7 protein-coding genes and 1 pseudogene are annotated in these 13,103 nt (G+C 73.3%); 4 read left to right on the top strand and 4 right to left on the bottom strand.

Annotated features, from left to right (window positions below; all coding sequences use genetic code 11):
• Positions 1-515 precede the first annotated feature (515 nt).
• The 3 genes and pseudogenes from ACFRMQ_RS27390 (at position 516) to ACFRMQ_RS27380 (ending at position 6,873) form a co-directional block, all read left to right on the top strand.
• Positions 516-1,058 carry a GNAT family N-acetyltransferase gene (locus ACFRMQ_RS27390; RefSeq protein ID WP_380733317.1) on the top strand — a complete coding sequence of 181 codons (543 nt, stop codon included), beginning with the start codon at positions 516-518 and terminating at the stop codon, positions 1,056-1,058.
• Between the two features lie 275 nt (positions 1,059-1,333).
• Positions 1,334-1,452: pseudogene (locus ACFRMQ_RS27385) on the top strand (IS5/IS1182 family transposase); the annotation flags it as partial.
• 144 nt (positions 1,453-1,596) lie between these two features.
• Positions 1,597-6,873 (top strand): sacsin N-terminal ATP-binding-like domain-containing protein, encoded by a 5,277-nt coding sequence (locus ACFRMQ_RS27380; protein WP_380733319.1) that lies wholly within the window; start codon positions 1,597-1,599, stop codon positions 6,871-6,873.
• A 103-nt stretch (positions 6,874-6,976) separates the two neighbouring features.
• Here the strand turns inward: ACFRMQ_RS27380 and ACFRMQ_RS27375 are convergent, their stop codons facing one another.
• The gene (locus tag ACFRMQ_RS27375; RefSeq protein WP_380733316.1) at positions 6,977-8,410 is read right to left on the bottom strand and encodes a hypothetical protein; all 1,434 of its coding nucleotides are present in this window, start codon (positions 8,408-8,410) and stop codon (positions 6,977-6,979) included.
• 305 nt (positions 8,411-8,715) lie between these two features.
• Here ACFRMQ_RS27375 and ACFRMQ_RS27370 point away from each other — a divergent pair, with 305 nt between their 5' ends.
• The gene (locus tag ACFRMQ_RS27370) at positions 8,716-9,159 is read left to right on the top strand and encodes a TIGR03618 family F420-dependent PPOX class oxidoreductase (RefSeq protein ID WP_380733315.1); all 444 of its coding nucleotides are present in this window, start codon (positions 8,716-8,718) and stop codon (positions 9,157-9,159) included.
• Positions 9,160-9,321: 162 nt separating this feature from the next.
• Here the strand turns inward: ACFRMQ_RS27370 and ACFRMQ_RS27365 are convergent, their stop codons facing one another.
• The 3 genes from ACFRMQ_RS27365 to ACFRMQ_RS27355 all read right to left on the bottom strand — a co-directional run.
• The gene (locus tag ACFRMQ_RS27365; protein ID WP_380733314.1) at positions 9,322-10,485 is read right to left on the bottom strand and encodes a macrolide family glycosyltransferase; all 1,164 of its coding nucleotides are present in this window, start codon (positions 10,483-10,485) and stop codon (positions 9,322-9,324) included.
• Positions 10,485-12,740: a cytochrome P450 gene (locus tag ACFRMQ_RS27360; protein ID WP_380733313.1), complete on the bottom strand. Its 2,256-nt coding sequence runs from the start codon at positions 12,738-12,740 to the stop codon at positions 10,485-10,487. The genes ACFRMQ_RS27365 and ACFRMQ_RS27360 overlap by 1 nt, the downstream gene beginning before the upstream one ends.
• The coding region (locus tag ACFRMQ_RS27355) for a hypothetical protein (protein WP_380733312.1) at positions 12,737-13,103 on the bottom strand (367 nt) is incomplete at its 5' end. The genes ACFRMQ_RS27360 and ACFRMQ_RS27355, both read right to left, overlap by 4 nt.

Here is a 13,103-nt window from a genome sequence, read left to right as displayed (position 1 = left end):
CGGACGCAGTACCCGGCCGGGTCGGGCCGGAGGCCCGGGCCGGCCGGGGCCCGCCGGGCCCGGGACATCGCGGACCGCTGCCGGGGCCGGTACTCCGGGTGCCCCTGCGGGCATCCGCCACTGGTGAATTTGCCATGACGATCGGGGCCACGGCCGAACCGGGAACCCTCGGTGGCTGCCACGTGGTCCGCCCGGTCCTGGTGCGGGTCGTCGCTGGATCGGCGGGTTCAGGAAGTGGCTGATCAGACCCTTGGCGACCGGCACCGGCCAGACGCGGCATCCCGCCAGGGCGGGGCGCCGAGACGGCAACGGGCCGCAGGACGTGGCCGGCGACCAACGACCGGGAACAGGCGACCGGGAACAGGCCCTCCCCGTCAGGGGCCTGCCCGCGGAGGCGCTCCGGCACCGGCTGGGCCAGGCCGCACGGAGCCGAGCGCGGGCACAGGCGCGGGGCCGGGGCAGACCGGTCAGGGCCGGGCCGAAGCGCCGGCGGGGCGGCTGCGAGAATGCGGATCATGACTGCCGACTGGAACAGGGACGGCGTGGCCTTCCGGCGCGCCACCGATGAGCACACGCACGAGGTCCTGGGCGTACTGGACGAGGCCGCGGCCTGGCTCGGCGCGAAGGGCGTCCGGCAGTGGCCGGCGAGCTTCGACGCGGCCTGGGTCGAGGGCGCGATCGCCCGCGGCGAGACCTGGCTGGTGGACATCGACGGCGAGCCCGCGGGCACGTTCACCCTGGACTGGGCCGACCCGAAGTGGGAGGAGATCGGCGGCACCGCCGGCTACGTCCACCGGCTCGCGGTGCGGCGCCGGGTGCCGGGGCTCGGCGCGATGATCCTGGACCGGGCCCTCGAGACGGCCCGGGAGCGGGGCGTCGAGGCGCTGCGCCTGGACTGCGTCCGGCACAACGAGCGGCTGCGGGCGTACTACGAGGGCCGGGGGTTCGTGCACCGGGGGGACGTGCCGGTGGACGGCCCGCCCGGGGAACGGTCGGAGGACGACCGCCCGGCGGTCTGGCTCAGCCGCTACGAACTGGCCCTGCCGCCCAGGGCGTGACGGCGGCGGCGCGGCTGTCCGGGTCGTCCGGCAGCACGCGCCGGCCCGGGGCGGCCATAGCACCGGACGGGCCCGAACGGCCCGTTCCCGAACGGCAGGCCCGGCGTGGTCGCGGCGACCGGCACCGCGCCGTCGGACTCCCGCCGACCGTCGCCGTCACCGTCGCACCGCATGACGGCCCATCAGGAGTCCCGTCGGCGCTCGGCCGACAGGCCGACCACGGGCTCCGGGCGCCGGCCCGACCGGTGCCGTGTCGTCGAGGGCCGTCCCAGGGCGGCACCGTCGAGCGCTTGGCCGACACGCTGAAGGCCTGGCGAGGCATCGCCACCCGGCATGACAAGAACCCCGAAGACTACCTCGCCGACCCCGCCTCCGTGACACGATGATCTGGATCAGGGCCTCACCCGGACCCATTGGCCATGACCCCACACCCGCCCCAGTAGCGTGGCCGCAGATGATCCCGTACGGCACGTGGAGGCGGCGGTTGAAGGGCACCGGGGCGGAAGGTTCTCGTCGGCGGCAGGTGTGGGCGCAGTCCGTGAGGAAGGCGCGGACGTGCCTGAGGAGCCTGGCGGAGGGCGACACGAACTCGCGCGATCTGAAGGCGGTGATCGAGGAGGTACTGGCCCCCGAGTACAAGGGGCGAGTGATTGTCGAACTGCTGCAGAACGCCCACGACGCGCACCCGGCCAAGGCGGGCGACGGGCGGGTGGAGATCCTGCTCGACGAGACCGAGGGCGAGCACGGGGTCCTCTACGTGGCCAACGGCGGCCGCGAGGTAACGCGGGAGCGCTTCGACGCGCTGAGCCGGGTCGCGGCGTCGCCCAAACGGCCGGACGAGGGAATCGGGCACAAGGGCGTGGGCTTCAAGAGCGTCCGTCAGCTGACCAAGGCCCCGGAGGTCTACAGCGTCTCCCGCCCAGGCGCCAAGACCTTCGACGGCTACGGCTTCCGCTTCGCCCGGCCGTCGGACTTCGACCGGCTGGCGGCCGAGGCGGCCCCGGACGACCCCGGCGCGGCCGACAAACTGCGCGAGAACCTGTCCGCGCTGATGCTCCCGGTGCCCGTCGACGAGGTCCCGGAGCCGGTGCGGCAGCTCTGCCGTCGCGGGATCGTCACCGTCGTCCGGCTGCCCCTCAAGGACACCGAGGCCCGCGAATCGGCCGCCGGGCAGCTGCGCGAACTCGCTGACGACAGCGCGCCCTTCGAGCTCTTCCTCGACCGTCTGGCCACGGTCGTGGTGTCCCACACCCAGGCCGGCGCCGCCCCGAAGCGCGTCGTCTTCGGGCGGCGGGTGACCACGTTGTACAAGGGCCGAGGCCTCAGGATCGAGGAGGTGGCGCTGCGGCAGGGACGCCGGAAGCTGGTCCTGGTCCGCAGTAAGGTGCCGGAGACGCGCGTCCTCCCCGCCATCGCGGCCAGCGGCGACATGGGCGAGGTCTGGGAGCGGTGGCGCGGGTCCGCTGAGGTGGTGGTGGCGGTCCCGGTGGGCAAGCCGCTGACGCGCGGTCGGCTCTACACCTTCCTGCCGATGAGCAGCGCGACGGACTGCCCGGTCGACGGATACGTCAACGCGCCGTTCTTCGCCCACGTCAGCCGTCGCTCGCTCGACGTCGAGACGCCGTGGAACCGGCTGCTGCTCGACGAGGTGGCCACGGCCTGTGCCCGGGTGGCCGTGCTGGTCGACGAGGGGCGGGTGCGGCTGCCGGGTGAGGCCGTGATCGACCTGGTCTGCCGACAGGGCGCCGAACTGGAGCGCCTGCGGGAGGCGTTCCGGAAGCTCGACCGCAAGCTCGACGAGGTGGCCTTCCTACCGAGGGTCCATCCGGAGGGCTCCCGTACCTCGTTCGACGACGGCTACCTCATGCGGCAGCCCGAGGGCATCGAGGTCTTCACCCCGCAGGCCGTCGGCGCGACCGGCAGGGCGGCGGTCATCGACCCGGCCATGGACCCGTTGCGCGCCGAACGGCTCCGGGAGATGGCCCGCCGGCTCGGACTGCGCCTGGAGCCCGGGACCTCCCGGCTCGCCAGGTGGGCGGAGGCCGTGGCCGAAGGACTGGCTGCGGCCACCGGGCCGGGGGAGGCCGACCACGAGCGCTGGGCCGACTTCTACCACGACCTGGCGCTGTCGTTCCCCGACTCCGCCGAGCTGCGCGGCAAGCGGATCGTCCTCGACGCGGGCGGCCGGCTCGTCCCTGCCGGTGGCGCGCACGTCTTCTTCCCCGACACCGGCGACGTCCTGCTCCGGCCCGACGCGCTACCGGTCCGCGTGCGCGAGCACCTCTCCTTCGTCCACGGCGCGATCCCGTGGTCGGGAGGCCGGGGCAAGGCCCGGAGCCGCCGCGCCGCCGGGCGCCGGTGGCTGGAACAGCAGCGGCTCGTGCAGACGTACACCCCGGCGGCCCTGCTGCCCGTCCTGACCGCGGTGATGGGGAAGGACGGGCAGGACGATGCGACCCGGAGGGAGTGCCTGCACCTGGCCTGCCGCCTGTGGAGCGCGCAGGGCCCGCGCGCCGGGCGCATCGAGGGCCTGCTCGTTCCCACCAGGGGAGGCTGGTCGCCCACCTGGCGCGCGATGTTCGGTCCGGGATGGGCGGGAGCCGCCTCGGCTGCCGACGACACGCTCGTCCGCTTCCTGGACCTGACCCGGACCCTGGACGGCTCCCTCCGGCAGGCCCACGACTCACTCCTGCGGCCGGTCACCGAGGTGTGCGAGGGCAGCGGCACCGACCCGGCGGTGTTCCAGCGTTTCCTGGAACGCCAGGGTGTGAGCCACGGTCTGCGCCCTATCTACCTTGGCACCACGGAGTCGGTGAAGGGGAGCCAGCTCAACCGCCCATGGTCCTTCGATGCCTACCGGTCGATCTGCCGTACCGTCCAGGCGCACCGGGACTGGACGGGGACCGCCCAGAACTGGCGTAACCGACACGGCGTCCTCTACTCGACCGTCGCCTACCAGCCCCAGTACCGTCAGCTGGCGAAGCTTCCGGGCCAGGACGCCTACGCCGAGTTCTCCGACGAGAGCCGTCGGCTCTACGCCGAGCTGATCGTCCACGGCCTGGGCCAGTGGCGGCCCAGCGCCCTGGAGGTCCGCTTCCTCGGTGGCCGCGACCGCTCCGGGACCCTCTGGCCGACCCCACTCGCCGCCTTCCTCTGCCACGCGCCGTGGATACCGCAGACCCTTGACCACCGGGGTCGGAGCACCTTTGCGTCGGTCTCGACCGCGTGGTGGTGGAGCGAGAGCGAGCAGCCGCCCTCCTATCTCGCCGTCGCGTCCGCGGGGCTGCGGCAGCTGGCGACCGGCAAGGCGCTGGAACGGCTCGACCTGCTGGGCGTACGCGGCTGGTCCGACCCCCGCACCGCCCTCGACCGGCTCCGCCACCTGCCCCAACTGCTGCTCGATGCGCCTCAGTTGCGCCACGGGGTGCACTCCAACGAGATTCGCCGCGCCTACGAGCGGGCCTGGTCGGAGCTGCTGCCACCCCACCAGGGGCAGGACGGACCGCCGGCCGGCGGCCGGTCCACCGACCTGGACGCCCTGCTGGTCTCCCGGGCCGGCGCCCTGGAGGTCCTCCCCGCCGCCCCCGACGACGAGACGGCCGAACCGGTCTACCTGCCGGACCCGGGCAGCGGCCAGCAGCGCAAGCTGCTCGACCAGGTACCCGTCCCCGTGCTGCCGTTGGACGACCGGGCCCTGGGCGGCCGGGTGCGCGAGCACCTCGCGGACCACGACGGCTTCGAGCCCCTTCCGTGCAGCGGGGCGGCGGTCCAGGTCGTCGCGGACCAGCTGCCCGCGCCGCAGGCGCCGAGCACGCCCCTGCTGGAGTTCACCGGCCCGTGGCTGCGCGTCCTGGTGGCCGCGGTGGTGGAGTACGACGAGGATCGCGTCCTGCGTCCGGAGACGGTCACGGTCACCCGGCTCCTCCGGCGCCTGGGCTCGTGTTCCCTCGTGCTCGCCACCGAGGCCGTCACCCATGTCGCCGGACACGTGCTGGCCGCCACCGACCGCTCGGTGCTGCACGACGATCCCGAGCGCCCCTGCCTGGTCGTCGTCCAGGCACCGCCGCGAGCCCACTGGCCGGTCCTCCAGGCGGCCGCGCCGGGCATCGCGGAACTGGTCGGCGCCCCCTACCTGGCCCGGGCACTCGAACTCGCCCTGATGAGGCTGGGGCAGCGAATGCCGGGCCGGGGAACCACCGAGGTGACGGAGGCCGACCTGGCCGCAGCGCTCGACCTGCCACTCCACCGGCTGGAGGCGGTGCTCTCCGACCGCGCCTCCGCCCGCTCGGGCAGTGCCCGGCTGGTGCCAGTCCTCGCCTGCGAGGACGTCGAGTTGGCGGAACAGCTGCAACAGCTCCAGGAGACCTTCAACAGCCGTGAGGACCTGCGCGGTTGGCTGCGCGGGAAGCTCGGCGCCGACCGCGCCGAGCTGCTGCTCTCGCTTCCGGAGGACGACTGGCAGCGGCTCCTGCTGCGGCTCGGCGTGCCGCTGGAGCGGGCCAACCGCGCCTGGGAAGCCCTCGGGCTGGCCACGATCGACAACTCCGCCCCGCACACCCGCCAGTTCGAGGCCTGGCTGCAGGGCAACCGCTCGCGGCTGATGGACCGGGTGCGTGACGCGTTCGCGGCCTCCCACAAGGCCGGCCGGGATCTTGGGACGTACGTGCGGCTGCGCGACCTGCCGGGGCTCGCCCCGGACCCGGCGTGGCACCGGACGCTATGGGAGCTCCCCGACCGGCTGATGGCCGACCACGCGGACCGGTGGCTGGCCGAACACCTGCCCCCGGTGGCCAAGGGCTCGGGGGCGCTGCCGCCGGTGAGCGATGTCCGGGGCGTGTGCGTGGGCTTCGTGCACGCCCGGCTGCCGGACCTGCGCAACCTGATCGAGCGCTGGCTCACCCGGCAGGGGATTGCCACGGAATCCACCTGCCCCGGGGCCGCTCAGGTGGCCCGGGAGATGGAGGTGGAGGGGCTCCTCGACTTCGCTCCGCTGACCCGCAAGGCACTGATCGCCTGGCTGCGCTCGCGCGGCTACTGGCCGGAGGGGATGCCAGCCACGACGAACCTCACCGACCTCGGGCTGGAGGGCGCCGCGGCGGGCCGTCAGCCATCGCCGCCGCGCGACGGCCGGGGCGCGGCACCGTCGGGGCGGGCCCAGGCGCCGACACTGGAGTTCAATGGCAAGCACCTGCCCATAGGGAGCGACGACCTGCGCGAACTCGCGCGCCGAGTGGTAGCCGACCTGACCGAGGCACAGCTGGCGACGCCGGTCGACCCGGTGACGCTTCAGACGCCCGGCCCTGCGGCCACCGTCCCGCGCCAGCGCGGCTCCGGCGGCTCCGGGTACGGCACGGGCGCCACGCGGGAGTCCGGCAACGGCGAGAAGCCCCTCGCGGTCGGTTTCGCCGGGGAGGTGGCGGTCGGCGCCTGGCTGGAAGGGCACTTCGGGGTGCCGCCCGAGGAGTCGTGGAAGTCGGAGATGCGCCGCCACGTCCTCGCCGACGGGCTGGGCGACGACGGACTCGGCTACGACTTCCTGATCCGGGACGGCGAGCGAACGCTGCTGTTCGAGGTCAAGTCGTCCACCGGCGCGGACGGCGACATCCACCTCGGGGACACCGAGACGCGGGCCGCACGGGCGAGCCAGCTGGAACCCGACGTGGAGTACCGGATCGTCTACGTCTCCCACGTCAACGACCACGAGCGCCGGAAGATCACGCCGCTGCCCAACCCGTTCAGCGAGTCCGGCCTGACCGGCTACCAGATCGTCAGCACCGCGATGCGGCTGCGCTTCGTCCTGCCTGAGGAGGAGTGACGGCTCTGCGCTGATACCGGTCCGGGCACCGGCCGTCGCCCAGTCGTTCCCGCAGGCCTCCCGCTGGCCGGCGCTCCACGCCGGGCGCCGACCGGCGGGGGCGTCATGACCAGGGTGCGGTACTCGGGCTGGTCCACGGGTCGTCGCAGGACTCTTCGCCGACGTGGGACCGCGTCGCCTCCTCGGGCTCCGCCCTCCGGGTCCAGAAGCGCCGCTCCTCCGCCTGTTGGGCGGCCACGTCGGGAATCGCGGCGATGGCCTCGGTGAAGCGGCCCTGCCGGATGAGCAGTTCGGCCAGGTCGGTTGCGGCCCGCTTGCCGGGCAGTGGGCGCAGACGGGCCATGGCCTCCTCCACCCGGCCGTCCCGGGCGAGGAGCCAGGCGATGGTCAGCTCGCGGTCGTTGACCTCACCGGGCGGCAGGGCCTCGACCTCCGCGATCGCTTCCCGGACACGCCCCGACTCTCCCATCAGCCGCCACCGGTTGGGCCGGAGCCAGAACACCTCGTTCTCCGCGAGGAACCCGGGGCTGCGCCCTTGGGTGAGTTCAAGGGCCCTGGCGTGCTGCCCGTGTTCCGCGAGCAGGAACATGGCCGCCTGGAGAAAGTTGCCGTCATGGGGGTCATCGAACGTGTGCTCCACCGCTTCGACGGCGTCATCGAAACGGCCTTGGCGGACGAGCAGCTCCATCAGCGTGTTCTCGTACCAGCCGGGATGCCCGGTCGCGATGAGGTCGCGCAGGTACGCCTCCGCCTCCCCGGCTCGCCCCAGACTCTCCAGGGCCCTCACGTACGGGCGTACGGCGGCGTGCCTGTGGGTGTCGGCCAGGACGTGAAGCGCCTCGACGCGGCCGTGCCGGGCCAGCAGCTCGGCATAGGCCTCGACGGCATTCTGCGACCCGTGTCGGCGGGCGGCCACGTCCGTACCGAGCAGCCGGACCGCCTCGTCCGCCCGGCCGGACCGTTCCAGGACCCGGGCCTGCGCGGGCAGGACGCCCCACAGGTCACGGACACCGGGCTGCTCGGGGTCGTGCCGGAACTCCTCGGCGATCGGGGCCAGCAGTTCCAGCAGCCGGTCGTCGCACCCCTGGCCTTCGGTCATCTCCACCAGGGCATCCATCGCCCGCCCGCCGCGCAGGCGAGGGTCGAGCACACCGATCGCCTCGTCCACCCGCCCGGCACGCACCAGCACCTCAGCATGGTCCCGCCAGGTGTCGAACGCGTGCTCCTGCGGCCCCTTGGGGCGCGCCAGCTCCAGCGCCCGGTCCAGGCGGCCCCACCGCGACAGGACGTCGGCGCCCGCCCGCAGCGCCGGCTGCCAGCCGGTCGCCGCGAACGGCTCCACCACCGCCCAGGCCCTCCCGAACTCCCCCGCCTCGCACAGGCCCCGCACCGCACCCACGGCGCAGAACCAGTCCTCGCGCTCCCGCGCCGCCTCCACCAGGGCCTCCAGGCCGCCGCGTTCGAGGATCTCGTCCACGATTCGCGGCAGGACACCGCCGCGAGCGCTCAACTGCCACTGAAGATCATCAACGTTCACGGGGGCACGTTAAGGCAATCCGCCGACACCGACGCGCGGTGGACGACCCCGTCCACGCACCGCACGGGGGCGATCCGCCGGGTCCGGCTCGATCCGACCCCCGAGGGCCGGGCGTTCCTCGGCAAGGCCACGGCCCTTCGGGATGGACTCGCGGGGCTGGCACCACTGAGAGGGCGTCCTGCGAGCCTCGTCGGGTTCGGCTCGAAGGGAGTTCCGCCGGGCTCCGGGGCCTCGGTCCAAGGCCCCGACGGGCGAATCCGTGGTTTTCCTCGAACCGTCTCGACCACTGCCAGTAGTCTCCCAGGATGACTGCGACCTTCGACGAAGCCGTCCGCGCCCGGCTGCGGGCCCCCAACATCTGGTACGTCGGCACCGTGTTCGCCGATGGAGCACCGCAGGTCAGCCCGATGTGGGTGGATCTGGAAGGGGAGGACGAGCTGACGTTCAACACGTCGGTGGGCCGGGTGAAGGAGGAGAACCTGCGCCGCGACCCCCGTGTCTATCTCTCGCACGCGGACGCCGCCGACCCCTTCGACCGGGTGCAGATCAGTGGCGTGGTGGCCCGCTTCATCGAGGGCGAGGAGGCACACGACCGGATGGACCGGCTGGCCCGCAAGTACCTGGGCGGCGACTTCGAGTGGATCATGCCGGGGGAACAGCGGGTCGCGGTGATCGTGCGCCCGGTCAAGGTCCGGCACATCGTCGGGGTGGAGCCGTTCCGGCCCGGAGGCCCCGTCCCCGCTCCCTGACCGGCAGGCACGCCCCCGTCGTGGCAGTCGTCGTGCGGGCGGCCTCGCCCGGACAGGCCGGTCCCCGGCCCGACCCGGGCACACCGGGTGGGACCGTGCGCGGGAGCGGGTTCCACCGGGCGGCGCGGCACAGGGTGCGGACCGCCCGGTGGTGCCCGGCCGCTATCGCGTCAGCAGCTCCTCCAGGACGTCCGCCCCTCGTGCCGCGCCGCCCGCCCCGCGCACGATCCGGCTCAGGGCCGCCGCCCGGGGGCGGCAGGACCGGACGGCCTGGACGGCGTCGCGCAGGCCCCGCACGGTCGGTTCGGCGAGCGTCCTGCCGACCCCCAGTTCCTCGGCCCGCCGGGCGACCGCCCGCTGTTCCGGGATCTGCGGCACCGCCACGAAGGGCACCCCGTGGTGGAGGGACTCCATCGCCGAGTTCATCCCGGCGTGGCTCAGGAACACCTCGGCGTGTCGCAGCACCGCCACCTGCGGCACGTGCGCGCGCACTTCGACGTTCGCCGGGATGGGGCCCAGCGACTCCTGGTCCAGCCCGCCCACCGCCATGACGACCTGCCAGTCGCCGTCCCCGAACGCCTCGACGCAGGTCCGGTAGAACTCGGGCCGGTCGTTGAAGACGGTTCCCAGCGAGATCAGCAGCACCGGGGCCCGCGACCGTGGGCTCCACTCCTCGGCGGTCTGCCGGCTGCTCAGCGACGGCCCGACGAAGTGGAAGCGCTCGTCGAAGGTGTCCCCCGCCAGCTGGAACTCGCGGGGGATGAACACCAGGCTCGTCGGGGCCACGTGGCCGAACATCAGGTTCGGGTCGTCGAGGAAGGCGTGGCCCCGCGCGAACTTCCCCATGTCCTGGACCGCGGCCACCAGCCGGGGGTTGGTGTGGTCGAAGTCGGCCGGCAGGTACACCTGCGCCGCCGAGAAGGACTCGTTCTCCGCGAAGGTCGGCACCAGGGAGACCTCCCGCACCCCGAGCAGGTTCGCCAGCATCCTCCCGATGAAGGTCACCGAGTCGTAGCACACCGCGTCCGGCGGGTCGGCCGAGAAGTGCCCGGCCAGGACGGGGAAGGAGGCACGCGCGTCGTCGAGGTAGTGCTCCATCGTCACGGCGAGCTGTTCCGCCGTGAACTCGCCCCGCGCCGCCAGGTCGGGCGGCAGCCGCGAGGGCAGGGTCACCGGCGACGCCCCGGCACCGAGGGCGGCGTCCGTGGTGGCCGGTCCCGTGGCGTAGCTGACCCGGTGACCGCGCCGGACCAGTTCCTCGACCAGCGGCAGGGTCGGGTTCACATGCCCGGACGCGGGCGCGCTCACGAACGCGAAATGGGCCATCAACCCTCCTCCAGGATGACCGGCAGGGTCTTGTGCCCGTTGGTGAAGAAGGAACCCAGCGGTTCGAGTTCGGACGACGGGACGGCCAGCCGCAGCCGGGGGAACCGGGAGAACAGCGCGGACAGCGCCGTCGTCGCCTCCAGCTTCGCCAGGGGGCTGCCGAAGCAGAAGTGCACGCCGTGCCCGAAGGTGAGGTGGTCGGCCCGCGACGGCCGGGTGATGGAGAACTCCTCCGCGTCGGCCCCGTGCTGCGCCGGGTCGCGGCCGGCCGCGCCGTAGGACAGCATGATCGCCTCGCCCTTGCGGATCGGCACGCCGTCCGCGTCGATGTCCTCCACGGCGTACCGCAGCAACAGGTTCGGCACCGACGCCTGCCAGCGCAGGGTCTCGTCCACCACGTCCTCCCACGTGCTGCTCCCGGACTGGACCAGGGCGAGCTGGGACGGGTGCGTGGCCAGCGCGTGGACGGCGTTGTCGAGCAGGTTGACCGTCGTCTCGAAGCCGGCGGAGATGGTCAGCAGCAGGGTGTCCAGCAGTTCCCGCTCGGACAGCCGGGTGCCGTCCGTCTCCCGCGCGGCGATCAGGTCGCTGGTCATGTCGTCGCCGGGGTCGCTCCGTTTGGCGGCCACGAGCTCCTTGAGCAGCATGTACAGCTCGCCGGAGGCGGCCTGCACGCCCGCCGGGTCCGCGTCGAGGCTGAACACCGCCTCCACCAGTCGCCGCAGGTCCGCGCCCGTCCGCTCGTCCACCCCGAACAGTCCGCTGACGACCTGGATCGGCAGTGGGGACGCGAACCGTGCGCGCAGGTCGACCGGCTGCCCCGGCGGCACCGCGGCCAGGTCGGCGAGCATGTCGGCGGTGATCTCCTCGACGCGCGGCCGCAACGCCTCGATGCGGCGCGCTGTGAACGCCTTGGCGACCAGGCTTCGCAGCCTGGTGTGGTCGGCCCCGTAGGCGGTGAACATGTTCTGCATCGCGACCCACATGATCAGCGGCCAGTCCGGCGGGATGTCGCCGTCGCGCCACAGGGGCCAGTGCTTGTTCGCGTCCTTGGAGACCTTCGGGTCGAGCAGCAGCCTCTTCGTCAGGTCGTGCCCGGTGACGGCCCAGGCCGACACGCCGCCGGGCAGTTCGACCGGCGTGATCGGGCCGCGCTCGCGCAGGGCGGCCGCCTCGCCGAAGATGTCGCGGCCCAAGGGGTCGATGACGTACGCGTCGGCGGGCGGGGTGGCCTTCGCGCGCACCGGCTCGGTGAAGGTGGTGGCCGTACGGGGTTTGGGGGGCTCGGTGACCTCCAGCAGGGACGCGGTGAACCGCGAGCCCATGCCGAGGCCGATCGACATGATGGTGTCGCCGGGCTTGAGGGTCTCGTCGTGCAACAGGTGGTCCACGCCGAGCAGTTGGTCGCACGGCCCGACGTGGCCGAGCTCGCGCAGCATCGGCCAGGTGGTGCGGCCCAGGTCGATGCCGAGCGGCTCCAGCACGACGACCTCCAGCTGGGCCAGGCCCAGACCGGTGACGACGAACCTGGTGATGTCGGCGACGCCGACGCCGGCCTCCTTGGCGGCCTGCTCGACCGCGGTGACCAGTGCCCCGCTCATCAGCGTCAGGTACGGGGCCAGGCCGGTGACCTCGATCGGCGTACGGTTGCGGTGGCCCTTGGGGTCCGGGATCGTCGGGGTGGCGAGGACCTCCATCTGGGTCGCGGAGCTGTTGGCGGTCGCGACCAGCCGCGCCCGGCCGCCCTCGCGGTTGAGCACGGCCGAGGCCGCGCCGTCGGCCAGGAAGACCCCGATGGTGGGCTGCCAGCGCTCCCAGCGCGGCGGCAGGAACCGGGCGGTGGCCGTGACCAGGGTCGCGGTCGCGGCCGGGTCGGCCACCAGGTGCGCGGCGGCGGACTGCAGCGCGGCCGAGCCGCCGTTGCTGGTCGCCTCGACCTCGTAGACGAGGGCGTGGCCGAGGCCGAGGACGCGTTGCAGGTGACAGGAGGACGCCATGTGGTCCTGGTGGTCCATCTGGGCGTAGGCGGCCATGGAGATGTCGGCGCCGCTGAGGCCGGACTCGCGCAGGGCTCCGATCGCCGCGTGCACGGCCATCGCGTGCTCGGTGACGTCGTCGGAGCGGGTGAACGACACGAAGTCCGACAGCGCGAGCAGCCGCCGCATCGTCTCGGTGTCCGGCACGGCCTGCGTCGCGGGCGTGCGGGGCGGCAGGTACCGCCCCGTTCCGCCGATGTAGACGTTGTCCCAGATCATGCTTGGTCCTTTCCCCTGAGTGCGGACAATCCGGCTCCGTATCCGCTGAAATCGAGGAGCCAGGTACTGATGGCCAGCGCCGTGGCCGCGGAGTGCTCCTCCAGTACGGTGAAGTGGTCGCCCGGGACGGTGAGCACCTCCTGGGCGGTGGTGGACAGCCGGGGCCACGAGCGCTGCCCGGTGCCCACCAGCAGCACCGGCGCGGTGACGGGCTCCGGGGCGCCGGCCAGGTCGAGGTAGCGGCCCATGGCCACCAGCCGGTCGTCGTCGACCGGCTGGACCTGGTGGCCGGCGTCGAGCATGCCGGTGAGCACGCCCGGCAGGTCGTCGGGGTAGCCGTCGATGAGCACCACGGCGCTGGGC

The organism is Kitasatospora sp. NPDC056783 (assembly GCF_042789895.1).
Classification (GTDB): Bacteria; Actinomycetota; Actinomycetes; order Streptomycetales; family Streptomycetaceae; genus Kitasatospora.
Note: the sequence above shows the minus strand (reverse complement) of the source record. Positions and strands in the feature narration are given on the sequence as shown.